This window comes from Stenotrophomonas sp. TWI602, from assembly GCF_039674045.1.
GTDB lineage: Bacteria > Pseudomonadota > Gammaproteobacteria > Xanthomonadales > Xanthomonadaceae > Stenotrophomonas.
Window position 1 is genome coordinate 37,571 of record NZ_JBDJMT010000002.1, and the last position, 24,883, is coordinate 62,453.

At 67.7% G+C, this 24,883-nt stretch carries 22 protein-coding genes; 18 read left to right on the top strand and 4 right to left on the bottom strand.

The genetic code is table 11. The features are described from left to right. The first annotated feature begins 90 nt into the window (after positions 1 to 90). From ABE483_RS02820 to ABE483_RS02845, 6 genes are read left to right on the top strand one after another with little or no spacing between them, the layout of a single operon-like run. A complete protein-coding gene (locus tag ABE483_RS02820; RefSeq protein ID WP_346481074.1) occupies positions 91 to 2,316 on the top strand; it encodes a polysaccharide lyase 6 family protein in 2,226 nt (741 codons plus the stop codon). Next, positions 2,313 to 4,553, top strand: coding sequence for an oligoalginate lyase (locus ABE483_RS02825; RefSeq protein WP_346481075.1), 2,241 nt, complete (start codon positions 2,313 to 2,315; stop codon positions 4,551 to 4,553). The genes ABE483_RS02820 and ABE483_RS02825 overlap by 4 nt, the downstream gene beginning before the upstream one ends. Next, on the top strand, positions 4,550 to 5,842 hold the full coding sequence (locus ABE483_RS02830; protein WP_313208819.1) for an MFS transporter: 1,293 nt from the start codon (positions 4,550 to 4,552) through the stop codon (positions 5,840 to 5,842). The genes ABE483_RS02825 and ABE483_RS02830 overlap by 4 nt, the downstream gene beginning before the upstream one ends. Before the next feature lie 44 nt (positions 5,843 to 5,886). Continuing rightward, positions 5,887 to 6,642, top strand: a complete 756-nt coding sequence (locus tag ABE483_RS02835) for a glucose 1-dehydrogenase (RefSeq protein WP_346464174.1) — start codon at positions 5,887 to 5,889, stop codon at positions 6,640 to 6,642. A gap of 30 nt (positions 6,643 to 6,672) precedes the next feature. Further along, complete coding sequence (locus tag ABE483_RS02840; RefSeq protein ID WP_346481076.1) at positions 6,673 to 7,854, top strand: GDSL-type esterase/lipase family protein; 1,182 nt, start codon at positions 6,673 to 6,675, stop codon at positions 7,852 to 7,854. Then, positions 7,851 to 8,954 (top strand): sugar kinase, encoded by a 1,104-nt coding sequence (locus ABE483_RS02845; protein ID WP_346466210.1) that lies wholly within the window; start codon positions 7,851 to 7,853, stop codon positions 8,952 to 8,954. Before ABE483_RS02840 ends, ABE483_RS02845 begins: the two co-directional genes overlap by 4 nt. 19 nt (positions 8,955 to 8,973) lie before the next feature. Here ABE483_RS02845 and ABE483_RS02850 read toward each other — a convergent pair whose 3' ends face one another. Together ABE483_RS02850 and ABE483_RS02855 are read right to left on the bottom strand one after the other, a co-directional pair. Continuing rightward, positions 8,974 to 9,399, bottom strand: coding sequence for an NUDIX domain-containing protein (locus tag ABE483_RS02850; protein WP_346481077.1), 426 nt, complete (start codon positions 9,397 to 9,399; stop codon positions 8,974 to 8,976). Positions 9,400 to 9,531: 132 nt separating this feature from the next. Continuing rightward, the gene (locus tag ABE483_RS02855) at positions 9,532 to 10,104 is read right to left on the bottom strand and encodes an Ax21 family protein (protein ID WP_121044142.1); all 573 of its coding nucleotides are present in this window, start codon (positions 10,102 to 10,104) and stop codon (positions 9,532 to 9,534) included. Positions 10,105 to 10,763: 659 nt separating this feature from the next. Between ABE483_RS02855 and ABE483_RS02860 the strand changes: the two genes are divergently transcribed. Beyond that, complete coding sequence (locus tag ABE483_RS02860) at positions 10,764 to 11,123, top strand: DUF1428 domain-containing protein (protein WP_313208823.1); 360 nt, start codon at positions 10,764 to 10,766, stop codon at positions 11,121 to 11,123. A 149-nt stretch (positions 11,124 to 11,272) separates the two neighbouring features. Beyond that, complete coding sequence (locus ABE483_RS02865) at positions 11,273 to 13,711, top strand: DPP IV N-terminal domain-containing protein (RefSeq protein ID WP_346481078.1); 2,439 nt, start codon at positions 11,273 to 11,275, stop codon at positions 13,709 to 13,711. A 15-nt stretch (positions 13,712 to 13,726) separates the two neighbouring features. Here the strand turns inward: ABE483_RS02865 and ABE483_RS02870 are convergent, their stop codons facing one another. Both ABE483_RS02870 and ABE483_RS02875 read right to left on the bottom strand, forming a co-directional pair. Beyond that, positions 13,727 to 14,410, bottom strand: a complete 684-nt coding sequence (locus ABE483_RS02870; RefSeq protein ID WP_313219924.1) for a hypothetical protein — start codon at positions 14,408 to 14,410, stop codon at positions 13,727 to 13,729. A gap of 214 nt (positions 14,411 to 14,624) precedes the next feature. After that, the gene (locus ABE483_RS02875; protein ID WP_346481079.1) at positions 14,625 to 15,629 is read right to left on the bottom strand and encodes a histone; all 1,005 of its coding nucleotides are present in this window, start codon (positions 15,627 to 15,629) and stop codon (positions 14,625 to 14,627) included. A gap of 555 nt (positions 15,630 to 16,184) precedes the next feature. Here ABE483_RS02875 and ABE483_RS02880 point away from each other — a divergent pair. The 10 genes from ABE483_RS02880 to ABE483_RS02925 all read left to right on the top strand — a co-directional run bounded on the left by ABE483_RS02880 (position 16,185) and on the right by ABE483_RS02925 (position 24,880). Continuing rightward, positions 16,185 to 17,612: a Do family serine endopeptidase gene (locus ABE483_RS02880; RefSeq protein ID WP_313219918.1), complete on the top strand. Its 1,428-nt coding sequence runs from the start codon at positions 16,185 to 16,187 to the stop codon at positions 17,610 to 17,612. Positions 17,613 to 17,723: 111 nt separating this feature from the next. Next, positions 17,724 to 18,089: a hypothetical protein gene (locus ABE483_RS02885; RefSeq protein WP_019185548.1), complete on the top strand. Its 366-nt coding sequence runs from the start codon at positions 17,724 to 17,726 to the stop codon at positions 18,087 to 18,089. Between the two features lie 8 nt (positions 18,090 to 18,097). Continuing rightward, on the top strand, positions 18,098 to 18,598 hold the full coding sequence (locus ABE483_RS02890) for a phage holin family protein (protein WP_313208834.1): 501 nt from the start codon (positions 18,098 to 18,100) through the stop codon (positions 18,596 to 18,598). Continuing rightward, entirely contained in the window at positions 18,595 to 19,077 is a 483-nt protein-coding gene (locus ABE483_RS02895) for a protein sip-5 (RefSeq protein WP_313208835.1), read from the top strand. Before ABE483_RS02890 ends, ABE483_RS02895 begins: the two co-directional genes overlap by 4 nt. Positions 19,078 to 19,213: 136 nt before the next feature. Beyond that, positions 19,214 to 20,305 carry an AI-2E family transporter gene (locus ABE483_RS02900; protein WP_313208836.1) on the top strand — a complete coding sequence of 364 codons (1,092 nt, stop codon included), beginning with the start codon at positions 19,214 to 19,216 and terminating at the stop codon, positions 20,303 to 20,305. Between the two features lie 85 nt (positions 20,306 to 20,390). Next, positions 20,391 to 20,867 carry a hypothetical protein gene (locus tag ABE483_RS02905; protein ID WP_346481080.1) on the top strand — a complete coding sequence of 159 codons (477 nt, stop codon included), beginning with the start codon at positions 20,391 to 20,393 and terminating at the stop codon, positions 20,865 to 20,867. Between the two features lie 64 nt (positions 20,868 to 20,931). Further along, a complete protein-coding gene (locus ABE483_RS02910) occupies positions 20,932 to 21,642 on the top strand; it encodes an HAD family hydrolase (protein WP_102788871.1) in 711 nt (236 codons plus the stop codon). Positions 21,643 to 21,670: 28 nt separating this feature from the next. Beyond that, positions 21,671 to 23,038, top strand: a complete 1,368-nt coding sequence (locus ABE483_RS02915; protein WP_313208838.1) for a leucyl aminopeptidase family protein — start codon at positions 21,671 to 21,673, stop codon at positions 23,036 to 23,038. Positions 23,039 to 23,204: 166 nt separating this feature from the next. After that, entirely contained in the window at positions 23,205 to 24,317 is a 1,113-nt protein-coding gene (locus ABE483_RS02920; protein WP_313208839.1) for a catalase family peroxidase, read from the top strand. Then, positions 24,314 to 24,880, top strand: a complete 567-nt coding sequence (locus tag ABE483_RS02925) for a cytochrome b/b6 domain-containing protein (protein WP_313208840.1) — start codon at positions 24,314 to 24,316, stop codon at positions 24,878 to 24,880. Before ABE483_RS02920 ends, ABE483_RS02925 begins: the two co-directional genes overlap by 4 nt. Positions 24,881 to 24,883: the final 3 nt, after the last annotated feature.

The following is a 24,883-nucleotide window of genomic DNA, read 5'->3' on the forward strand; positions in this document are numbered from 1 at the left end:
GTATGTGATCGTGGTTGACGTTCGCGCACGGCAACCTGTTAGGATCGTGGCTCGCGTCAGTCGCCACGGTTCATCTGGGAGGGTAAGCCCGTGACTTTGCAACACTCGCATGCGCCGTTGGCGCGGCGTCCTATGGCCAAGGCCTTGCTGTTGAGCCTGTCCCTGGCGGCATTCCCTGCCGTGGCGGCCGATTATCTGGTGCGCGACGCTGCTGCCTATGCCACCGCCGTACGCGCCCTCGCCCCCGGCGATACGGTGATCCTGGCGGACGGCGTCTGGCGCGACGTGGACCTGCTTTTCCGGGGAACCGGAAAAATTGGTCAACCAATTAAGTTGACGGCGCAGACCCCCGGCAAGGTGATTCTCAGCGGCCAGTCCCAGCTGCGTCTGGCCGGTGAGCACTTGGAGGTCTCCAACCTCGTCTTCCGCGATGGTTGGGCGCCGGGTGGCGAAGTGGTGTCATTCCGGCGGTCAGCCAGTGAGTGGGCCAACCACAGCCGGGTGACCGGGATCGTGATCGACCGCTACAACAAGCCGGATCGCCAGCAGTCCGATCACTGGGTGGCGCTGTACGGCCAGCACAACCGCTTCGACCACAACCAGCTGGTCGGCAAGACCAATGCGGGCACCACCCTGGTGGTGGTGCGCAACGCCACCAGCGGCCTGGACAACCAGCACCGCATCGACCACAACTGGTTCGGCCCGCGCCCCAACCTCGGTTCCAACGGCGGCGAGACGATGCGCATCGGCACCAGCCACGATTCGCAGTCCGATTCGCGCACCGTGGTGGAGAACAACTGGTTCGAGCAGTGCGATGGCGAGGTGGAGATCGTCTCCAACAAGTCCGGCGGCAACACGTACCGCGGCAACGTCTTCCAGGACTCGCGCGGCTCACTGGTACTGCGTCACGGCCATGGCAACCGGGTCGAACGCAATGTGTTCCTCGGCCATAGCAAGGCGCATACCGGCGGCGTACGCGTGATCAACCGCAACCAGACGGTACGCGACAACTACTTCGAAGGCATCGCCGGCGACAATTTCGCCGCGGCCTTGAGCGTGATGGCCGGTACCCACAACGCGCCGTTGAACCGCTACGAGCAGATCGATCACGCGGTGATCGAACGCAACAGCTTCATCCAGGTCGGCACGCTGTTGCTGGGCGCGGGGCTGGATGAGGAGCGCAACGCGATGCCAGTGAACAGCCGCATCGCCGGCAACCTGTTCATCGGCGATGGACACCGCGAGCTGCTGCGCACGCAGGGCGATCTCTCCGGCATCAGCTTCGCGGGCAATGTGCAGAGCCCTGCCGCGTCTGCCGGCTTTCCTGGTGGTGTCAGCGGCCAGACCCTGACCCTGCAGCGCGCGGCCAACGGCCTGCTCTACCCCACCGCCGCCATCGATGCCGGTGCCCCGCGCGATCTGACCCCGATTGCCCGCGACCAGGTCGGCGTGGACTGGTACCCCAAGACGCTGCCGACCACCGCCTTGGACAGCGGCGCGGTGCGCAGGGTCGCACCGGGCGAGGACACCCTCACCGCCGCCGTGGCCGCCAGCGCCCCGGGCGACCGGCTGCAGCTGCAGCGCGGCCGCTACACCGTGAGCCAGGTGCTGGCGGTGGACCATCCGCTCAGCGTGGTCGGCCCCGCACGTGGCCAGGCCAGCGTGCAGTTCTCGCGGCCGAGCCTGTTCGAGATCGGCGCGCGCGGTTCGTTGCGCCTGGCGCGGCTGGATATCGACGGCGCGCTCGCCCCGGATGCCGCCGGCAATGCGGTGATCCGCGTGCCGCCGGGCAGCCAGGCCTTCAACTACACGCTGCGCATCGAGGACAGCCGCGTACACGGGCTGACCGCCAACAAGGCCTTCGATGTGATCGCCACCGGCAAGGGCAGCCTGGCCGCGCGGATCGCACTGACCCACGTCACGGTGGAGGACATCACCGGCAGCGTGATCGCCGCGGCCGCCGAGACCGATGACCTGGGCACCTACAACGCCGAGCAGGTGGATCTGCTGGACTCCACGTTCCGCCGCATCGGCGGGCCGGTGGTGAACCTGTATCGCGGCGGCACCGACGAAAGCACCTTCGGTCCGGCGCTGCAGGTGCACGGCAACCAGTTCGAGCAGGCAGGGCTGGCCGATGACACCAGCCTGCGCCTGCATGGCGTGCAGTTCGCCAGCATCCGCGACAACCGCTTCGACCGCAGCGGCCGCATCCGTTTCAGCCATCGCGTCGGGGAACCGACCCTGCGCATGGGCGACAACCCGCTGACGGCCACCGCGCCGTTGCTGTCCGATACCCCTGTTGAGGCCCTGCCATGAATCACGCCCCGCCCCTGATGCTGCTGCTCGCCGCCACGCTTGGCGGGGCCGCGTTGCCCGCTGCGCAGGCCGCACCCGCCGCCCGGCAGGCGCCCGCGGCGTCCGCCACCGCACCGGTGCTGGTCACCGCCGCGCAGTGGACGCAGATGCGTGCCGAGGGTGCGCGCTCGCCACTGTTCGCCAAGGAACAGCAGCGTGCCGAACAGCGCGTGCGCGCGATGATGAAGGCCGGCATCGACGTGCCGGTGCCCAAGGACAAGGGCGGCGGTTACACGCACGAACAGCACAAGCGCAATTACCAGGCCATCCAGGCCGCCGGCGCGCTGTATCGGCTGACCGGCGACAAGGCCTATGCCACCTTCGCCCGCGACCTGCTGCTGGGCTACGCCAAGCTCTACCCGGGCCTGGGCGCGCACCCGCAGGGCCGCGGCCAGATTCCCGGCCGGCTGTTCTGGCAGACCCTCAACGATTCGGTGTGGCTGGTCAGCGCGGCGCAGGGCTACGACGCGATCCGCGACACGCTCAGTGAGGCCGACCGCAAGACGATCGACGACAACGTGTTCCGCGCGATGGCCGACTTCCTGTCCGGCACGCCGGAGAACTTCGACAAGATCCACAACCACGCCACCTGGGCGGTCGCTGCGGTGGGCATGACCGGCTACGTGCTGCGCGACACCAACTACGTCGACAAGGCGTTGCAGGGCAGCAAGCGCGATGGCAGTGCCGGCTTCCTGAAACAGGTTGATCAGCTGTTCTCGCCGGACGGGTATTACGAAGAAGGCCCGTACTACCAGCGCTATGCACTGGCCCCGTTCATCCTGTTCGCCAACGCCATCGAGCGCAACGAACCGCAACGCGGCATCTTCAAGCGCCGCGACGGCGTGCTGCTCAAGGCGGTCGATGCGCTGGTGCAGAGCAGCTACGGCGGCTACTTCTTCCCGATCAACGACGCCATTCTCGACAAGGGCCTGGACACCGAGGAACTGGTGGCTGGCATCGATATCGCCTACGCGCAGACCGGTGATGCACGCCTGCTGTCGGTCGCCAAAACACAGAAGCGCGTGCTGCTCTCGCCCGAAGGCCTGCAGGTGGCCCAGGCGCTGGCGGAGAACAAGGCCAAGCCGTTTGCCTTCGTACCGACCCTGCTGCGCGATGGCCCGGACGGCACCGAAGGCGCACTGGCGATCCTGCGCATGGGGGGCGAGAACGGCCAGGCGCTGGTGATGAAGAACACCAAGCAGGGCATGGGCCACGGCCACTTCGACAAGCTCAACTGGTTGTTCTACGACAACGGCCAGCGCGTGGTCACCGATTACGGCGCGGCGCGCTTCCTCAACATCGAGGCGAAGGCCGGTGGCATCTACCTGCCGGAGAACAGCAGCTGGGCCCGGCAGACCATCGCGCACAACACGCTGGTGGTGAACGAACAGAGCCACTTCGGCGGCGACTGGAAGAAGGGCCAGCCACTCGCACCGACGCCGCTGCTGTTCGCGGTCAGTGACGATACCCAGATCGCTTCGGCACGGATGGAGGGTGCCTACGACGGGGTCAGCTTCACCCGTACCCAGGCGCTGCTCTCGCACCCCTCGCTGGGCGAGCCGGTGGTACTGGATCTGCTGCGCGTCACCGGCAGCAAGGCCGCGCGCTATGACCTGCCGCTGCACTTCAACGGTCACATCATGGACGTGGGCTTCAAGAGCCAGTCCGCGCTCGCCGCACGTCCGGTGCTGGGCAAGGCCAACGGTTACCAGCACGTCTGGATCGATGCGGCGAGCGAGCCGACCCGTGACGCACGCAGCCTGACCTGGCTGCTGGACGGCCGCTTCTATACCTACCGTTTCGCCAGCACCGCGCCCTCACGTGCGTTGATCGGCGAGAGCGGCGCGAATGATCCTTCGTTCAACCTGCGCCGTGAGCCGATGCTGCTGCAGCGGGTGGATGGGCAGGCTGCCACCACGTTCTACGGCGTGCTCGAACCGCACGGCCAGTACGACGGCACCGCCGAAACCGTGCGGGGCGCCAACAGCCGCATCGACCGCCTCACCCACTACCGCGGCAAGGATGCAGACGTGCTGGTGCTCGACCTGGCCGGCGGCAAGCAGCTCGCCGTGGGCATCGCCGATGACCCGGCCAAGGGCGGATCGCATGAAGTGAGCGGCGGCGGCCACAGCTGGCGCTGGGACGGTGGCTGGAAGCGCTTCGATACCGGCACCCGCACCGGCAAGGACGGCAAATGAAGGTCACCACCCAGGCCCGCACCTATGTCCGTTGGCTGATCGTGGCACTGATCGCCATTGCCACGGTGATCAACTACATCGACCGCAACGCCCTGGCCGTGATGTGGCCGCAGATTTCCAAGGACGTCGGCGCGACCAAGGAAGACTACGCGCTGCTGGTCACGGTCTTCATGCTGTTCTATGCCGCCGGCCAGTTCGTGTTCGGCCGCCTGTTCGACATCATCGGCACGCGGCTGGGCTTTGCGCTGTCGATCGCGGTGTGGTCGATCTCGATCGCGCTGCATTCGGTCACCCACTCCATCCTGTCCTTCAGCATCGTGCGCGCCATGCTCGGCATCAGCGAAGCTGGCGCGTGGCCGGGTGCGGTCAAGGCCAATGCCGAGTGGTTCCCGGCGCGTGAGCGGGCGCTGGCGCAGGGCGTGTTCAATGCGGGCGCGTCGATCGGGGCGATCGTGTCGGCACCGCTGATCGCGGTGCTGTTCCTGTGGCTGGGCTGGCGCGGCACCTTCATCCTGATCGGTGCGATCGGCTTCATCTGGCTGCTGCCGTGGCTGATCATCTACCGCGCCGGCCCGGACAAGCACCCGTGGGTGAGCGCCGCCGAGCGCGCGTTGATCCTGGATGCGCCCACCGAACAACCGGCCGTGCCGGTCCCCGAGTACGTGCCCAGCATGCGCCAGCTGCTGGGCCATCGGCAGACCTGGGGCATCCTGATCTCGCGGTTCTTCCTGGACCCGATCTGGTGGCTGTTCGTGTCCTGGCTGCCGCTCTACCTGGCCGACACCTTCGGCTTCGACATCAAGCAGATCGGCATCTTCGCCTGGGTGCCGTATGTCGGCGCGATGATCGGCAGCCTTGGCGGCGGCTGGTTGTCCGGCCGCCTGATCGGCGCGGGCTGGAGCGTGGACAAGGCCCGCAAGGTGGTGATCACCCTGGGCGGCGCGATCATGGCCCCGGCGCTGCTGGGCGCGGTGCTGGCCACCGATCCGGTCTGGGCCGTGGTGACCATCGCCTTCGTGCTGTTCGGCTTCCAGATCGCCATCGGCAACATCCAGACCCTGCCCGGCGACATCTTCAGTGGCAAATCGGTCGGCTCGGTCGCCGGCCTGGGCGGCATGGCCGCGGTGGCCGGCACGCTGATCACCACGTGGCTGGTGCCGGCGATGACCCACGAATCCTATGCACCCATTTTCATCCTGGTGGCGGCCCTGGTGCCGGCCTCCCTGCTGGCGCTGTGGCTGGTCACCGGTCGCGTGGAAAAAATCCACGGCCCGGTCGAGCGCCGCTGAGCCCTCTTCTTCCCTTTCCCCCCAACGCATCACAGGAGTGTTTCATGACCCAATTCAAGGACAAGGTGGCCATCGTCACCGGTGGCGGCCGTGACATCGGCCGCGAGATCTCGCTCAAGCTTGCCTCGGCCGGTGCCAAGGTCTGCATCAACTACGCCAACGATGAGGCCAGCGCGCAGGAGACCCTCAAACAGGTTGAAGCCGCCGGCGGCACCGCGATCGTGCATCGCGCCGATGTCACCGATGCCAAGGCCGTGGCCGCGATGGTCGCTGCGACCCAGGCTGCGTTCGGCCCGCAGATCGATGTGCTGGTGAACGTCGCCGGTGGCATGGTCCAGCGCCGTCCGCTGGCCGAGATCGACGAGGCGTTCTTCCACAAGGTGATGGACCTCAACATGAGCTCGGTCTACCTGACCACGCATGCGGTGGTGCCGCACATGCCCGAAGGCGGCGCGATCGTGAACTTCGCCTCGCAGGCCGGGCGCGATGGCGGTGGACCGGGCGCGGCGATCTACGCCACGGCCAAGGCTGCAGTGATGACCTTCACCCGCGCCATGGCCAAGGAACTGGGCCCGCGCGGCATCCGCGTCAATGCGCTGTGCTGCGGCATGATCGCCACCCGCTTCCATGATGAATTCACCAAGCCGGAAGTGCGCACCGCGGTGGCCGGCAATACGCCGCTGCGCCGCCAGGGCCGACCGCAGGAAGCCGCCGATACCGCGGTGTACCTGGCCTCGGATGCAGCCGGTTTCATCACCGGTGCCAACGTCGACGTCAATGGCGGCACCTACTTCTCCTGATTGACCCGCTGACCGCCTGGGAGGGCCGCCATGCTGCGCTGGATCACTGCATTCTCTCTTGCACTTGCCACCAGCGCCGCGGCGCTGCCCGCCCAGGCCCAGGTCTGGGTGCCGGCCTGGACCGCCTCGCCGGCGCCGGACCGTCTTGATGGCACCCCCGAGGCCCCGGTGCAGTTCGCGAACCAGACCGTGCGCCAGGACATGCGCCTGGGCAGCTCGGCCCGCGCCCTGCGCTTCCGCATCAGCAATGAACTCGGCCAGGCCCCGCTGCATATCGGCGGGGCCTCGGCCCACCTCACCGGCACCGCCACGGCGGCCAGGCCGGTCACCTTCAATGGGCGTGGCGAGATCGTGGTGCCGGTTGGCGCTGCGCTGCTCAGCGACCCGGTCGCGATCACCGCGCCGGCGCTGGCCGACGTCTCGCTCACCGTGTATTTCCCCGATGCCACACGGCCGGCCGTGCGGCGTACCGCGCTGCGCATCGCCGATGGCCGCGCAGCTACTGTGGGCGACGCGGTCAAGCTCGCCTACCGCCAGAATGTGGTCTCCGCCGTGCTCGCCGAACGCGCCAGCAAGCCGGTGGTGGTGGTCGCCCTGGGCGACTCGATCACCGAAGGCGCCACTGCCACCCGCGGCAGCAACGGCGACTGGCCCGCACTGCTGTCCGCCCGTCTGCAGCAGGCGTGCCCGGACCAGGTGGTGGTGGTCAACGCCGGCATCAGCGGCAACAAGGTGATGGATCACGGCCGCAGCCACAGCGCGCTGGCGCGGCTGGACCGCGATGTGATCGCGCTGCCGAACGTGGACCGCGTGATCCTGTTCGAAGGCATCAACGACATCCGCCACGACGGTGGGACCCCGCCCGTGGCCGGCCGCAACGCCGAGGACATGGTGCTGGGCTACCGGCAGATCGCCGAACGCCTGCACAGCAACGGCATCCGCCCGATCGCTGCCACGATCACCCCCTTCGGTGGTTCGGACCGGTACGAGCCGATCGCCGCCGCCACCCGCACCACGCTCAACACCTGGATGCGCGGCGGGCGCAGCGGCTTCGATGGCCTGATCGACTTCGACCAGATCCTGCGCGATCCGTCCCACCCGGAGAACCTGCCCGAGGACATCACCCGCGACCACCTGCATCCCAACGATGAAGGCTACCGGCGGATGGCCGCGGGCATCGATCTGGCGCTGCTCGGGTGCCGGGCGCGATGAGTGCCCAGACCTTCCAGGTTGCGGCCGAGAACGGCCAGCGCTGGGACGCACTGGCGCTGGGCGAGGTGATGCTGCGCTTCGATCCCGGCGAAGGCCGGATCCGCAGCGCGCGCCAGTTCACCGTGTGGGAAGGCGGCGGCGAGTACAACGTCGCCCGCGGCCTGTGCAGCACCTTCGCCCATCGCACCGGGGTGCTCACCGCCCTGCCGCGCAACGAGCTCGGCCTGCTCGCCCAGCAGCTGATCCAGGCCGGCGGGGTGGATGCCAGCCAGATTGTGTGGCGCGACTACGATGGCATCGGCCGCAACACCCGGATGGGCCTGAACTTCACCGAGCGCGGCTTTGGGGTGCGTGCGCCGCTGGGTATGTCCGATCGCGCGTACTCGGCGGCCTCGCAGCTGCAGCCGGCGGCGTTCGACTGGGATGCGCTGTTCGGGCAGCACGGCGTGCGCTGGCTGCACACCGGGGGGATCTTCGCCGCGCTGTCCGAGCACAGCGCGCAGACCGCGATCACCGCGGTGCGGGCCGCGCGCCGGCACGGCGTGGCGGTCTCCTACGATCTCAACTACCGCGCCAGCCTCTGGAACAGCCATCCCGACCCGGATGCCGCGCGTCACGCCAACTGCGCCATCGCGGCCGAGTGCGACCTGTTGATCGGCGATGAGTATTCGTTCGCCGCATGCCTGGGCATGGACCTGAGCGATCTCGGTCGCCGCCACACACCGATGGATGTCGGTCCGGCCGAGGCGGCCGCCGTGCGCGCGATGACGCAGTTCCCGGCGCTGCAGGCGGTGGCGTTCACGCTGCGCGACGCCGCCAACGCCGCCCGCCACGGCTGGGCCGGTGCGCTGCGCACCCGGTCGCAACTGTATGTCTCCGCCGCACGCGAAGTAGACCTGCTCGACCGTGTCGGCGGTGGCGACGCCTTCGTGGCCGGCGTGGTGCATGCCCTGCTCAGCGGCAAGGGCGAGCAGGCAGCGGTGGAGCTGGGCGCCGCGCATGGCGCGCTGGCGATGTCCACGCCGGGCGACTGCGCTGTCACCAGCCTGGCTGAAGTGGAGGCCGTGGCGCGCGGCGATGGGGCGGCGGCACGACGCTGAGCGCCCTGCGCGCGAGGACTCAGTGCGCGATCGAGAGGTGTTCCAGGGCCTTGCGCGTAGAGAGCGTCAGCGGCGCGGGCAGTGCATCCGCGGTGAACCACCCCAGCCCGAGCAGAGCCTCGGGCTCCTGCACGGACGCGATCGTGGTGTCCTGCGCCCGCACCAGATACACCGGGGCGACCCAGTGCTGGCCAAGCGCCGGCTCGAAATGATCGACCACGCACAACAGACGCTCCACCGTCACCTGAAGTGCGGTTTCTTCCTCCACCTCACGGATCACCGCGTGTTCGACGGTTTCCATCCAATCGACCTTGCCCCCCGGCAACCCCCAATGCCCCTGCTCAGGCGGACGCCCGCGCTGGACCAGCAGGATCGCGCCGTCGGCGCGCTGGATGACGGCACCACAGCCGAGGCGAGGCTGCTGCAGATCGGTGGTTGGGGACATCGGGCATCTCCATGGAAGTGACTCATTATCCCTCGGGCCCCGTGCCTGGATAGCGCCCACGAAAAAGGCCCGGCGATGCCGGGCCTTTCCTGCCACGCCGATCAGGCACGTGGCGATGCGGTCACGCTGGAATTACCAGCTGAAGCGCGGGCCGACCGACCATTCCTTGTCACCGTGGCGATCCATCTTGATGTCGCCGTTGATGCCCCAGTTCTGGTTCAACTTCACCTGGCCACCCAGGCGGCCGTAGAACTGGCCATCCGGATTGACGCCGTGCTTCTTGCTGTAATCCTCGTAGCCGGCCATGGCATAGACTTCGGCGTGCTGGCCGAACGCGGTACGGATACCGGCTTCAGCGCTGTAGCCGTTGAAGTCCAGGCCTTCCTTCGGGTCGAACTTGTTGTAGGCAACGCGGCCCACGAAGTCGGTGCTGTTGCCGATTTCCTGGTTGTAGCCGACGCCGACGCGCCACTGGTCAACCTTGAAGTTGCCGATGTCGGTCTTCTGCTGGTTGTACTCACCGAAGGCGTGGAAGTTCGGCAGGAAGGCATAGGAACCCTTCACGCCCCAACCATCGGCCTTGCCGCCATCTGCGTCGGTCTTGACGTAGTCGGCTTCAGCGTAGTTGTAGGACAGGCCTTCAGCCGCCGAAGCGGTGAACGGGAGGGCGGCGGCCAGGGCCAGAGCAATCAACGAAGTCTTCATGGGGGTACACCTTTATGTCTTGGACTACTTGCACCCGGCATGGAGGCCGGACTGCATCGGGAATGTAAATTCTCCGTTATTCGACACAACCCGCCCTGAAGTTGACCGCGTCCACAAAAGTGAATTTTGGGGCGGCGTTCAGACGCGCTCTGGCATACGCGCGTGGCTTTTTTCAGGCGATGACGGCGTGAGTGCGGCCTGGCGGGATGATCACGCGGAGCCATCAGGCAGGGAGTCGCGGCGGGCAAGCCGGAAAGGATTCTGGTCACGACGGTGCCCTTTCGGGGCGTCACGCGCTGGGGAAGCCGCTCTTGGGGAGTTATCGGCTAACGCGTCCATCCTCCTGGATGCACCGAGGTCCGTGCCGTGGGGCGTTGGACCGCAGGGCGCCGTGGGGCGTCCTGCCCGGCAACCCCATCATGTGCTGAATACGTCAGCGCGCCTATCAGGATGTTCCGCACAATGACTCAGAGTTTTCTGACCTTTGTCCCGAAGGCGGCCGAAAATGTCCGATTGAATGCTGAATCTGTTCACCTCGTGTCCTGTCTGGACACATTCACCGGCCGCAAAGGCCACCGCGCGCAGTGTCGAGGTTCCGTCCCCCGGTTCGTCGTATGTCATGAAGGCGCCCATCCCGGCGCGTCATCTGGAGCACTGCCATGGCCTATATCGATGGTTTTGTACTTGCCGTGCCGAACGCGAACAAAGCGAAATTCCTGGAACACGCCCACATGGGCGATGCGATCTGCATCGAGCATGGCGCGCTGCGCGTGGTGGAGTGCTGGGGCGACGATGTCCCGCATGGCAAGCAGACCGACTTCCATCGTGCGGTGGCGGCCAAGGACGATGAGGCCGTGTTGTTCTCCTGGATCGAATGGCCGGACAAGGCCACGCGCGATGCCGGCATGCAGAAGATGATGGAGGATCCACGGATGAACCCGGAGAACAATCCGATGCCGTTCGACGGCAAGCGGATGATCTACGGCGGCTTCGTGCCGGTGGTGGAACTGAAGCAGTGAGCGGGGGCCAGGAGGGGCACGGCCGTTGCGGCAGCGCCGCTTGAGTGCGCGCTGGGGCACCGGCATGCTCGGTGCTCCAGGCTGACAGGGAGCACGCGCCATGATGACGATGCTGCCTGCCAGGCGACCGTCATCAGGGAGCGAGACGCATGGCCGCAGCACGTTCGGGAATGTTTCACTGCCTGCTCTTCCTGGGGCTGGCGGTCACCGCGACCGCCAGCCCGTCGGCCCACGCCGACGCGCCGGGCCTGATGCAGTACCAGCGCGCCGAACGTGTGCTCGACCAGCGGCTGCGCGGCAAGGTCCGCAATGCCACCGTCGCGCCGCGCTGGCTGGAGGACGGCCGCTTCTGGTATGCGCGCCAGGAGCACGATGGCCGCACCCGCTACCTGCTGGTCGATCCGGCGGCCTCCACGCGCACGGCGCTGTTTGACCAGGCCGTCATGCAGGCGGCACTGCAGGTTGCCGGGGTCGCCGATCCAGGCGCGGTGATGCAGCAGGTGGACCGCGTCGCCCTTAGCGGCGATGGAGTGCGGATCACGCTGCGCGTGGACCCACAGCGGGTGGTGATGTGCACGCTGCCGATGCCGTGCGAGATGCACGCGTTACCGGTCGCCGACCCGCGCGACCTGCCTGCGCCGGACGGTCGGCACAGCGTGCGGGTCGAGCAGGACAACCTCTGGCTGCGGCGCGGTACCGACGGTGAACGACGGGCGCTCACCGTGGATGGCGAGCCCTCGTACGGCTATGGGGTACTGCCCGATTTTGCATTGCGCGGAATTCCGCGGCGGGAAGGCCGGATGCAGATGCCGCCGTTCGCGGTCACCTGGTCGCCGGACAGCCAGCGCCTGTTCGGCGTGCGCTACGACGAACGTCAGGTCCTGCCCTATCCCTACCTGGCGACCGCGCCGACCACCGGGTTCCGCCCGGTCGTGCATGAAGTGCGCCTGGGCCTGCTGGGCGACGCCGAGCAGGTCCGCGATACCTGGTTCGTCACCGAGGTGGAGGGCGGCACACGCAGCATCGCCGTTCCCGAGGGCTGGCACACGTTGACCGAAGCCGGCGTGCTGGGCTGGTCGGCCGATGCCGGCAAGGTCTATACGGCGATCGTGCGCTATGACCCCCCCGCACGGCTGCGCCTGGTCGAGGTGGATGTCCGCACCGGCAGCGTGCGTACCGTGCGGGAAGAGCGCAGCGATACCCGCGTGCAGCTCAACAGCTATCCCTACAACCGGCCGGCGGTGCACGTCCTGCAGCACGACGATGGCATCGTCTGGTTCTCGCAGCGCGATGGCTGGGGCCATCTGTACCTGGTCGATCGCCGCGATGGACGTGTCGTGCGTCAGCTGACCAAGGGCGCATGGCTGGTGCGCGATGTGGTCGGCGTCGATGAGGTGCGTCGCCAGGTGCTGTTCACCGCCGGCGGGCGCGAGCCGGGCGATCCCTATCAGCGGCGCCTGTACCGCGTGTCGCTGGACGGTGGCGCCCCGGTCCTGCTCACCCCGGAGGCAGCCGATCATGCGATCGATGGCGGAACCGGCGTGCTCATGGGCGGGCGGCCCTCCCACCTGCTGTCGCCCTCCGCGGCTTACGTGGTCGACAGTTACTCGCGGGTGGACCAGGTGCCGGTCAGCGTGCTGCGCGCCACCAGCGATGGCCGTGCCTTACTGGAACTGGAACGCGCCGACGCCCACGCGGTGCAGGCCGCCGGCTGGACGCCCCCGCAACGGGTGAGCGTCCTCGCCGCCGATGGCCACACCGAACTGCAGGCCACGGTCTATCTGCCGCCCGGCTACCGCGAGGACGGACGTCATCCGGTCATCGATGCGATGTACGGCGGACCGCACATCACCAATGCGCCGGTCGGTTTCGTCGAGGCCACCGCGACGATGAATCCGGTCGCGCGCGCCAGCCTGGCCCAGCTCGGCTTCGTGGTGGTGAGCATCGATGCGCGCGGCACGCCCGGACGCTCCAGGGCCTTCCACGATGCCAGCTTCCTGACCGCAGCCGATCTGCAGCTGGATGATCACGTCGCAGCGATCGGGGACCTGGCCAAACGCTATCGGGGCATGGACCTGACACGGGTCGGCATCTACGGGCATTCCTTCGGCGGCTACAGCGCGGCGCGTGCCCTGCTGCGCCATCCGGCGTTCTACAAGGTCGGGGTGGCTTCGGCCGGCAGCCACAGCTTCCAGGGCATGTACGGTGGCGCGATCCACGGCATGGACCGCCTGGTCGGCGGCCAGCCGGTCTATGCCGACGGTACCGCGATGCGCCCACAACCGGATGCGGTGCCCGCGCTGTTCCAGCCGCTGGCCAACGATGCCCTGGCCGACCGCCTGCAGGGCCGGCTGATGCTGGTCTACGGCGACCTGGACGAGAACGCGATGCCGGCCCTGACCCTGCAGCTGGCGCGCGCCCTCACGCTGGCCAACAAGGACTACGATCTGCTGTACCTGCCCAACCAGGACCACGAACTGTTCCGCAACGATGATTACTACATGCGCCGGATGTGGGATTACTTCGTCACCCATCTGATGGGTGCGACGCCGCCACCGTACCGGATCGGGGCGGCGGCTTTGCCATGAGGTGATGCGGGCCGCTCAGCGGTGGGTATCGGTATCGTCCGGCCCGCCCCCCATGGCACCACCGCCCATTCCGCCCATTCCTCCCATACCACCGCCACCGCCGCCTTTACCGCCCCCCTTGTCACCCGCATCGCCCTTGCCCTTCGCACCGGCCGAAGGCCGTGCCGGGCCCTGGCGCGGGATGGCAACCGTGGTTGGAATCGGATCCAGGTCCAGTGCCTGACGGATGAAGTCGCGCAGCGACACCACCAGGTCGGCCGTAGGAACGACGCGGCCCTGGGCCATCTCGTTGGCGGCGTGCGCAGCCAGGCGCACCTGCTCATCCGTGCCCAGCAGCACGATGTCCGACAGGGCCGCTTCCACTGCATCACGGATCCGACGCGCACGCTCGCCACCGCTCTCGGCCTCCGCCGGCAGATGCAGCGCATCGCCTTCTTCGCTCCCCTCGGGCAGCGCGCGGAAATCGCGGCGATGGCGTGGATCGACATCGAGCGTGCCGGTGAACGATCCGCCGAGGACTTTGTAAGCCGCGATCAGCGTGCGCAGACGCTCGTTGATCTGGCGATTCTCACGCTCGCGGCGCTGCTGCATGGTCTGCATGACCAGCAGCCGGATGCCGACACCGATCAGGGTGATGACCGCCAGGCCGACCAGGGTCGAGAGCATGGCCTGCCAGGAGCTGAAATCGAGTCCGCGCATTGCGTCTTCCCGTGAACGTCTGCCGATCAGGTTAGCAAGGGACGCAGGGAGGTGATGGTGATGGCAGGGTCCGGGAGCCTGATCGCACAGTGACGCGATGCGCTCGACCGGGGATGCCGAAATGACCGGGAACGGGCAAATGACCGCGGGCGGACACAGGCCCACCCCACCATGCCGCTCCCGCCCTCAGGCAGGAGCAGCACGTTGCAACGCCTTACTTGCGGGCGCGCTTGGCCGGTGCCTTGCGGGCAACCGGCTTGGCGGCGGCACGCTTGGCGGGCGCAGCCTTGCGGGCCGGGGCCTTCTTGGCCACAGCCTTCTTGGCGGTAGCGACCTTCTTGCCGACGGTCTTCTTGGCGGCCGCGGTCTTCTTGGTCACGGCCTTCTTCGCGGTGGCGACCTTCTTGCCAACCGACTTGCGGGCGACGGCGGTCTTCTTGCCGGCCACCTTCTTGGCGGTCGCGGTCTTCCTGGTCACGGTCTTCTTGGCGGTCGCCGACTTCTTGGCAACGGCCTTCTTGGCCGTGGCGACCTTCTTGCCGACGGTCTTCTTGGCGACGGCGGTCTTCTTGCCAGCCACCTTCTTGACCGCTGCGGTCTTCTTGGTCACGGCCTTCTTGGCGGTCGCCGACTTCCTGGCAACAGCGGTCTTGGCAGCGGCGACCTTCTTGCCGACGGTCTTCTTGGCGGCAGCGGTCTTCTTGGTCACGGCCTTCTTGGCAGTCGCGGTCTTCTTGGCGACAGCCTTCTTGGCGGTGGCGACCTTCTTGGTCACGGTCTTCTTGGCAGCGGCGGCCTTCTTGGTCACGGCCTTCTTGGCGGTCGTGGCCTTCTTGCCGGCAGCCTTGGTGGTCTTGGTCACGGCCTTTTCAGCGGCGGCCTTCTTCTTGGCGACCTGCTTCTTGATGGCGGTGGCTTCAGCCTTGGCGTTCTTCTTGGCCGCTTCCAGCTTCTGCTTGGCGGTGGCCAGGGTCTTGCCGACCGACTTGGCCGCCTTGTCAGCCTTCTTGGCGACGGTCTTCTCGACCTTGGTCACGGCCTTTTTGACCTTGGCGACCTGGGTGGTGGCAGCCTTGCGTGCGCGCTTGGCGGTCTTCTTCACCGAAGCCACTGCATCCTCCGCAACGTGTGCGATGGTCTCGCCGACGTTGGTGGCGGTTTCTTTTGCATCTTCGACGGTCTGCGAGAGAACCGTGGTCACACCATTACCGTTGCTCATTGAGTGCCTCCTGAGGGGCCTGGTTAGTCAAATCGCTGGCGATGCTATACCGGCGCGGTCCATCGTGGAACGGTCTTGATGCGATGCTCGTGCCAAGCCGACAGTAGCACCCCCATCGTCGGCAGCAAGCAACGCACCAACCTCTTGCACGAAACCCCTTGAAAACAGCATCGGCGCTCCAGCGCGTGGCGCACGCGATGTGTCTCGATGCGCATGTCGGCTGCATTCAATGCGCCCATGATTGATCGTCGCACTTGATCCATTCCCTGCCCTCGTACCCGGCATTTGCGCTGGTTTCGATGACGCGGATGCGCCCTGCAGGCGCACGACCAGCGTTGCTTTGGACGTCGCCGAGCGCACTGCACCGCCCTGCTTGGCACCTCGCCACCGGCCGATTTCGGCACCGCCATCCGTGCCCAGGCTGCGTCACCGGATGGCCGACGACGCGGCGAATTTCATCCCGGGTTTAGCCGATTGCGGACACACTCATTCAGGTTGAATTACCGTATACGTGTTTTCCCTGCCCCGTCCCCTCCGACACGGAACCGCCGGACCATGCGACCGCTCCCGACCCTGCTCACGCTCGCCCTCGCCGCTGCCTTCGGCGGGTTCACCGCCACGGCCATCAACGCGCACCTGGACAACCGTGCCGAGGCGGCGCCGGCCGCATACACCATCCCGACCACAGCGGCGCTGCCCGCAGCGGTTGCCGGCCAGGCGGTGCCGTCGCTGGCACCGATGCTGGAACGGGTGATGCCGGCCGTGGTCAGCGTCAACACCAAGCAGGTGGTGCGCGTGCGCAACCCCTACTTCAACGACCCGTTCTTCCGCCGCCTGTTCCCCGAAGTTCCGCAGGAACGCATCAACGAATCGCTGGGCTCTGGCGTCATCATCGATGCCGCCGAAGGGCTGGTGTTGACCAACCACCATGTGATCGACAACGCCGACGACGTGCAGGTGACCCTGGCCGACGGGCGGACGGTGAAGGCTGAATTCATCGGCTCCGATGCCGATACCGATGTCGCGTTGATCCGCATTCCGACCGGCAACCTGACCGAGATCAAGCTCGGCGACAGCGCCCAGCTGCGCGTGGGCGACTTCGTGGTGGCGATCGGCAATCCGTTCGGTTTCAGCCAGACGGTCACCTCCGGCATCGTCTCGGCGGTGGGACGCAGCGGCATCCGCGGGCTGGGCTACCAGAACTTCATCCAGACCGATGCCTCGATCAACCCGGGCAATTCCGGCGGTGCGCTGGTCAATCTGCAGGGTCAGCTGGTCGGCATCAATACCGCCAGCTTCAATCCGCAGGGCAGCATGGCCGGCAACATCGGCCTGGGCCTGGCGATCCCTTCCAACCTGGCGCGCGATGTGGTCGACCAGCTGGTCAAACACGGCGTGGTGGTGCGTGGCACGCTCGGCATCGAGGCGCAGAACCTGACCCAGCAGATCGCGCAGGGCCTGGGCCTGACCGAGACGCGGGGCGCGCTGGTGACCCGCGTGCTGGCCGGGTCCAGTGCCGCGGCCGCCGGGCTCAAGCCGGGCGACGTGGTGGTGTCGGCCAACGGCCAGCGCGTGGACAGCGCGCAGGCGCTGCACAACGTGGAAGGCCTGCAGCCGGTCGGCAGTACGCTGACCCTGGACGTGCGCCGCGAGGGCAAGCCGCTGCAGATCAAGGCCACGCTGAAGGAACAGGCACGCGCGGTCACCGGCGAGTCGCTCGATCCGCGCCTGGGCGGGGCCACCTTCGTCGACCTGCCCGAATCGCTGCGCCAGGCCGGTGTCAGCGGGGTATTGGTCAGTGACGTCAAACGCGGCAGCCGCGCGGCAGCCTCCGGGCTGGCGCAGGGTGATGTGATCACCGCGGCAACGGCAGGTGAGTTTGCCGACCTCGCCAGCTGGCGCGCCAACTTCCAGCAGCGCCCGGCACAGCTGGTCCTCAGGATCATCCGTGGCAATGGCGGCGGCCAGCTGGTGATGCGCTGAACGCGGCGTCAGCCGTAACGTCGCTTACACCCGGCCGATGCTATTACCTTGTGTTCGTTGCCGTCGGATCGTCCGCGGTCACCTTCCCCATCGCATAGCAGGAGATACACGATGAGCCCCACCAATACCGAGAATCTGAAGGAACACCTGGGCGAAGCCGGCTCGCACCTGAAGTCGGCGGCCACCGCTGCCGGCGGTGCGATCAAGGGCGCCACCGGCGCTGCCGGTGATGAGCTGCGCATCGGCAAGGCCAACGTCAAGGCCGAACTGTCCGATACCGCGCTCTCCGGCCTGGCCGCGGCCGAGTTCGGCGGTGCCGCCGCCAAGGAACAGGTTGATGCACTGATGGACAAGGGCAAGGACCTTGTCGACAGCGCCGCTGAACTGATCCGTGAGCGTCCGCTGGCGTCGTTCGGCGTGGCCTTCGCAGCCGGCTGGATCATCGCCAAGCTGGCCCGCAGCGGCGGCGACAAGTAAGCAGCGGCGTGAGCGATCAAGCCCAGTCGAGCGCTGCCGGTGGCGCGGATATCCCGCCACCGGACAGCGGTGAAAAAGCACCGCGCCTGGACGAGAGCATCCGCCAGGTCGGTGAGGCCGGCCGTGAGACCGTCGATTCGGCCAAGCACACCCTGCGCTCCCTGCGACGGTTGGCTTCGGCCGACTTCGCACTGGCGCGCAGCGCATTTGGCCGGGCATTGGCCTGGGCGGGCGTGGCGATCGTGTTCGGCGCGTCGGCCTGGTTGTTGCTGGCCGGCACGCTGATCGCCCTGATGCAGCGCTGGGGCCTGTCCTGGTTCCATTCGCTGTTGATCACCTCGATCGTCAGCCTGCTGGTGACCGGCTACGCGATGTGGCGGGTGTCGTTCTTCTTCCGCCATACCGGCATGCATGCCACCCGCCGCCAGCTGTCGCGGTTGGGGCTGTATGACGAGCCCAGCGAGGAAGATCCCGATGCCGACGTCGATACCACGGGGGTGAAGCGATGAACTTCGAAGCCTTGCGGCAACGCGTCCAGCGCGCCGAGCTGGTGGTGGCGGTGCGGGTCGAGAAGACCCGCAGCAGCTGGTCCACCCTCAGCACCGTCTGGCGGACCGGATGGACGCCGCTGCGCATCATCACCGTGGGTCTGGCCGGCGGTTTCCTGGCCGGCAAGCTGGAGCCCACCGGCCTGGGCGCGAAGGTGCAGGGCGCGCGGTGGCTGCAGATGATCGGCTCGGTCTCCAATCTGGTGGCCAGTACCCAGGCCGCGTTCGCCTCGATGCAGGCCAGCGAAGCGGCCGATACCGCCGAGCAGGCTGCTGACAAGGTGGATGAGGCCACCGATGAGGCGCCGCGTCAGGCGGCTCCGGCTCCGAGGCCTGCGGCCCCGGCAACGCCACGGCTCAACCCGGAACGGCGTGCCGAACCGGCCTCGCCCCATCAGCCGCAACCGGCCGAAGCGGCCACGGACCTGTCCGAACGCTGATCGCAGTGCGGTCGGCAGCAACATCCGAAGGCCCTGCGGCACCCGCCGCGGGGCCTTTCTTCGTCTGCACGTACCCCACACGCCATGCGCACCCGGCTTGCCCAATAATGGCGCTCCTTTCCCGTGTGCGATCCGAATGAGCGTCCCGGTTCCCCCTTCTGCCGAAGCCGTCGTCGCACCGCCTGCGCCGCGCCCGCGCGCGCCGATGTCGCTGGTGATCCTGGCCACCCTGGCGGTAGCCTTTACCCTGTGGGCGGCACAGGACGTGGTGCTGCCGATCCTGCTGGCCATGTTCTTCGCACTGGTCGGCAACCCGATCCTGCGGATGCTGCAGAAGATCTGGATTCCCCGGTTTCTCGGCGCGGTGCTGGTGCTCGGCGTCGGCCTGAGTGGTGCCGCCGCGCTCGGCGTGCAGCTGGTCGGCCCGGCGATGGAATGGGCCCAGGAAGCACCGCAGCAGCTGCGCAAGGTCGCCCGCCAGGTGCAGAACCTGACCAAGCCGGTGCAGCAGGCCAACCAGGCCGCCGAGAACTTCGCGCGCGTCGCCGGTGGCGAAGGCAGCCGCCGCGTGCAGATCGTGCGCACCCAGCTCGATGATCCCTACAAGGTGCTGACCCGCGCGCCACGCCTGGCCGCCTCGGTGCTGGCGGTGGTGCTGTTGACCCTGTTCTTCATGATCTACGGGCAGAACCTGCAGAAGCATGCCATCGCGCTGTTCCCCAGCCGCCAGCAGCAACGTTTCACCACGGACATCCTGCGCTCGATCGAGCGCGAGGTTTCCCGATACGTCCTGACCATCACCGTGATCAACACGCTGGTCGGCCTGGTGTTCTCCGGCATCCTGCTGCTGCTCGGCATTTCGCTGCAGGAGGCGCTGCTATGGGGCACCGTGGCGGCCCTGCTGAACTTCGCGCCCTACGTCGGCCCGCTGATCGGCGTGGCCCTGATGCTGCTGATGGGGTTCGTGGAGTTCAGCGATCCCTTCAAAGCACTGCTGCCCGCGGCCTGCTACCTCGCGCTGCACACCATCGAAGGCCAGGTGGTGACCCCGATCGTACTGGGCCGGCAGATGGCGATCTCGCCGCTGATCCTGATCCTGGCGCTGATGGTGTTCGGCTGGCTGTGGGGCATGGTCGGCCTGCTGCTGGCGGTGCCGTTGCTGGTCTGCATCAAGCTGGTGCTGGCGCGGCTGGATGGCACCCAGGGCTGGGCCAAGCTGCTGGAATAAGCCGTCAAGGCCAAGGGTACGGCTGGCTGCGCGATCCCCGGTGGTGCCAGAATACCGGCACCTTTTCGGATGGATCCCGGCCCTGATGTCTTCCCTCGCTACCCGTTGCCTGGCCCTCGCCGGCCTTGTCACCCTCGCTGCCCCGACGTTGGCCGCTCCCCCACCCAGCCCCGAGGTGGCCAGCCGCCAGCTGGTCGAGGCGGTCACCTGCAAGCGCCACCTGACGCCTGCGCAGTTCGCCGCGCTGGCGAAGGTGCTCAAGCCGACCGAGCTGCAGGCGTACGGCGAACTGTCCGATGGCGAGTATGCGCTGACCACGCCGCTGCTCGTGCTGGGCCAGCCAGTGAACCGCCTGCACCTGTACGACGGTGCCAACGGCGAGGACAGCATCGACAGCTATACCGCCTACTTCAGCACAGCCGGTATCGAACAGATCGCAGCGCTGGCGAAGATTCCGCGCAACGAAGCCGGCGACTACACCCTGGAAGTGGGCCGCCACGACCTGAGCGTGCGGCAGGACGAGGGCCAGGCCTCCATCGCCTGCTCCTACGACCTGCGCTGAAGCACCTCACCTCGGCGCCTGCGCTCGCCATGAAAGCCCGCGCGCGCAGGCGTAGAATGGCGGGGTGAATTTCCCCGTCCAAGCCATCACCCTCGACCTCGACGACACCTTGTGGCCGTTCGCCCCCATCGGCGCCCGCATCGACCAGGTGTTGTACGAGTGGATGCTCCAGCACAGCCCCGCCACCGCCGCGATGTACCCGGTGGCGGCGATGCGCGAACTGCGCGAGCGCTCCTTCCATGACAACCCGCACCTGCACTACGACCTCAGCGCGCTGCGCCGGTTGACGCTGAGCGAGGCGCTGGAGAAAAGCGGCGCCGATCCGGCCCTGCTGGAACCGGCCTACGAGGCGTTCTACGCCGCGCGCAACCAGGTCGAGTTCTATCCGGATGCGATGGACGCGCTGGCCCGGATCGCCGCACGCGTACCGGTCGCCGCCCTCAGCAACGGCAATGCCGACCTGCAGCGCATCGGCGTGTCCCACCATTTCACCTTCCAGCTCGGCTCGCGCGAGCACGGCGCGGCCAAGCCCGCAGCGAGCATCTTCCATGCGGCCTGCGAGCGCCTCGCGGTGGCCCCTGCCCACGTGCTGCACGTCGGCGACCACGCCGAGATGGACGTGGTCGGTGCGATGCAGGCCGGCCTGCGCGGCTGCTGGATCAACCGCGAAGAACACCCCTGGACCCACCCTTCACTGCAGCCCGATCTGCAGTTCGACACCCTGACCGGGCTGGCCGACTGGCTGGATGCGAACGCATCCGCCCAGCACGCGTAAGCCGCCGCCCAAGGAGCACTCGAGTCCCATGTCCCAGATCAACGGTTTCACGTCCGACACCTCGCATGCGCTGCCGCTGCATGTGATGACCCGCGAGCAGTACGCCGGCTGGCGTGCGCAGCAATCCGACGCGCTCGGCGCGTGGCTGGACGCGCAGCGCTTCAACGGCAGCGGTGGCAGCGTGGTGCTGCTGCCGGGCGAGCACGGCCTGGCCGGCGCGATCGTCGGTGTTGGCGACCCGGGGGATGTCTACAGCTACGCGCACGCGCCGTTCGCGCTGCCGGAAGGCACCGTCTGGACACTGGCGGATGCACTGGCGCCGGAGATCGAGACCCTGCTGCAGATCGGCTGGGGCCTGGGCAGCTACCGCTTCGCGCGCTACCGAACGCCCAACCGCGCGCCGGCCCAGCTGGCTGCCACGCCTTCGGCCGAAGTGCGCGATGTGATCATCGCCAGCCTGCGCGTGCGCGACTGGGTCAACACCCCGACCGAGGACATGGGTCCGCAGCAGCTGGAAGATGCCGCGCGCGAACTGGCCACCGCGCATGGTGCGCAGATCGACGTGATCACCGGCGATGCGCTGCTGGAGCAGAACTTCCCGTCCATCCACGCCGTGGGCCGCGCCTCGCATCGCGCGCCCCGCCTGATCGTGCTGCGCTGGGGCAACGCAGGCCAGCCGCACGTGGCGCTGGTCGGCAAGGGCGTGTGCTTTGACACCGGCGGGCTGGACATCAAGCCGGGTGACGGCATGCGCAACATGAAAAAGGACATGGGCGGCGCCGCGCACGCACTGGGCCTGGCCGGCCTGATCATGGCCCAGCAGTTGCCGGTGCAGCTGACCCTGCTGATCCCGGCGGTGGAAAACGCGATCGGTCCGGATGCGTTCCGCCCGGGCGAAGTAATCGCCACCCGCAAGGGCCTGAGCATCGAGATCGACAACACCGATGCAGAAGGGCGCGTGATCCTCGCCGATGCGCTGACCTACGCCAGCGAGCAGCAGCCGGAGATCGTGCTCGATTTCGCCACCCTGACCGGCGCGGCCCGCATCGCGCTGGGCCCGGACCTGCCGGCACTGTTCAGCAACGACGACACCCTGGCCCAGCAGTGGCTGCAGGCCGGTGAATCGGTGCGCGATCCGGTCTGGCGCATGCCGCTGTGGCGCCCGTACCTGCGCTACCTGCACAGCAACATCGCGGATCTGGCCAACGCCGGTTCGCGCATGGCCGGCTCGGTCACCGCCGCGCTGTACCTGGAGCGGTTCATCGCCGAAGGCCAGACCTGGGCGCATCTGGATGTCTACGCCTGGAACGACGGCGAACGCCCGGGCCGTCCGGCCGGTGGCGAAGCGCTGGCGCTGCGTTCGGCGTGGGCGATGCTGAAGACGCGGTACGCCTGAGGCTGCACCGGGTAGTACCCGGAACGCGCTGTTCCCACGATCCCCGCTCCGGCGGGGATCGTCGTTTCTGCAGAGTTGGCGAAAATGTGAATATCGGCCTGCGCCGGGTTCTGACACCATGCTCCTGTCGCCCACCCACACACATCGTGAAGGCAGGAATCCGGACATGTCGCTCTTCGGCTATACCCGCGCTGGTCGCGAACCGGGCGCTCCACGCCCTCAATCACCGCTGCTGTGGATCGCGCTGATCGCCCTGATCGCGGGTGGCCTGGTGCTGGCCTTCGCCTGGCTGGCCGGCTGGATCGGCCGCGACCGCGTCACCGCGCAGACCTTCACCGATGCCATCGAGGCGACCGGCCCCCCGCAGCCCGGCTTCCGCCGCGCGCATACCAAGGGGGTCTGCGTCAGCGGTGTGTTCCAGGGCACGCCGGAAGGCGCGGCGCTGAGTTCGGCCCGCGTGTTCCGGCAGCGCCAGGTACCGGTGTTGGGCCGCCTGTCGATCGGCGGCGGCGACCCGCATGGCGCCGACAACAAGGCCCGCGTGCGCAGCATGGCGCTGCAGCTGGTCAGCGACGATGGGCAGGAATGGCGCATGGCGATGAACAGCTTCCCGTTCTTCGCGGTGCCCACCGCCGAGGCCTTCCTGGAACAGACCCGCGCCGGCACGCCGGACCCGGCCACCGGTAAACCGGACCCGGCAAAGATGGCCGCCGTGCTGGAGAAGTACCCCTCCGCGCGTGCCTTCCAGCAGTGGGCCAAGACCGCCCCGTGGTCGAACAGCTGGGCCAACACCCCCTACAACGGCGTCAACAGTTTTCGTTTCACCGCCGCCGATGGCAGCCACCACTTCGTGCGCTGGAGCATGCGCCCACAGGCGCCCTTCGAGGACATGACGCCGGAACAGCGCGCGCAGTCCGACGATGATTTCCTCAGTGAGGAGTTCGCGCAGCGGCTGGCACAGGGCCCGGTGCGCTGGGACATGTGGGTGACGATCGCCAACGACGGCGACCCGATCAATGACCCCTCGCAGGTGTGGCCGGAAGACCGCCGCCAGGTGAAGGCCGGCACGCTGACCCTGAGCAGCATGCAGCCGCAGGCCACCGGTGCCTGCCGCGACCTCAACTACGATCCGCTGATCCTGCCCAGCGGCGTGGCCGGCACGGATGATCCGATCCTGGCCGCACGCTCGGCGGTGTATTCGCAATCGTTCAATCGCCGCGAGCGCGAAATCGCCAGCGGCAAAGCGCCCGCCGCCACGGGCAAGGAAGGTGCGCGATGAACCGTGATGCCGGCCATTTCAATCTCCTCGCGCGCATCCTGCACTGGCTGATGGCGGCGATGATCCTGACCATGCTGTTCGTCGGCGTGACCATGGTCGCATCACTGCACTGGCGGCCGATGCTGATCGACCTGCATCGGCCACTCGGCATCGCCATCCTGCTGCTGGTGCTGGTGCGCCTGTACAACCGCCTGCGGCATCGCCCGCCGCCGCTGCCGGCCGACCTGCCCGCCTGGCAGGCCGCGGCGGCGCATGCCTCGCACTGGGTGCTGTACGGGCTGATGCTGGCCATGCCGCTGGTCGGCTGGGGCATGCTCTCTGCCGGCGGCTACCCGATCGTGATGGGCGGCGGCGTGCACCTGCCCGCGATCCTGCCGCACAACCCGGCGCTGTACGCGGCGCTGCGCAATGCGCACAGCCTGCTCGCCTATGTGCTTTTCGCCACGGTGGTGATGCATCTGTCAGCCGCGCTGTTCCACCTGTGGGTGCGCCGCGATGGCGTGTTCCAGGCGATGGCGAAGGGGCCGGGCCGCACCTCCCCCACCGACACCGATCCCCGGTAGCCA